This window comes from Bradyrhizobium sp. Ken51 (genome assembly GCF_055807435.1).
The window spans coordinates 1-724 of sequence record NZ_JBVVPB010000123.1 but is presented as its reverse complement, the minus strand read 5'-3'; the positions used below and the strand labels follow the sequence as shown (position 1 = coordinate 724).

Annotated in this window: 1 protein-coding gene; it reads left to right on the top strand. The window is 57.3% G+C overall.

The genetic code is table 11. From position 1 onward, the window contains the following. Positions 1–14 precede the first annotated feature (14 nt). On the top strand, positions 15–724 hold a 710-nt coding region (locus AC0L27_RS41095), incomplete at its 3' end, for an SbmA/BacA-like family transporter (RefSeq protein WP_473323793.1).

The following is a 724-nucleotide window of genomic DNA, read 5'->3' as shown; positions in this document are numbered from 1 at the left end:
AAAGGACAGCGAGCATGTTCGTTTCATTCTTCCCTCGACCAAAGTTGTTCTTTGCGTCGTCAATTCTTTGGACGGCGTTGGCGATGGCGTTTTGGTATGGATTTGCCGGCAATCTCTTTCAAGCCCCGGACAAGCCGGTCGGGCTTGCGACGTTCTGGTCGGCCTCGGCGCTGTGGTTTGATCTCTATTTTGCGCTGACCGTTACGGTGTTCGCGGCTGCATGGATGTTATTTGCCCCCCATCCCTGGGCGCCGTGGTCCATTCTTGGTTCGGCGCTGATCCTGTTCACCTCTTACTTTCAGGTCCAGGTCTCGGTCGCGATCAACAGCTGGTATGGACCGTTCTACGACATGATCCAGGCTGCGCTTTCGAAATCGGCGCCGGTCACGGTTGAGCAGTTCTACAACGAACTGTCGACCTTTGCCGGTATCGCGCTCGTGGCCGTCGTGGTCGGCGTGATGACGCGATTCTTCGTCAGCCACTACATCTTCCGCTGGCGCACAGCGATGAACGATTTTTATGTCGCGAACTGGCCACGGCTGCGCACGATCGAAGGCGCCTCCCAGCGCATCCAGGAAGACACCATGCGCTTTGCCAGCACCATGGAAGGTCTAGGCGTCAATCTCATCAGCGCGATGCTGACGCTGTTGGCCTTCCTGCCGGTTCTGGTGAGGCTGTCCAGTAACATCACGGAGCTGCCTCTGCTCGGCTCGATTCCTTATCC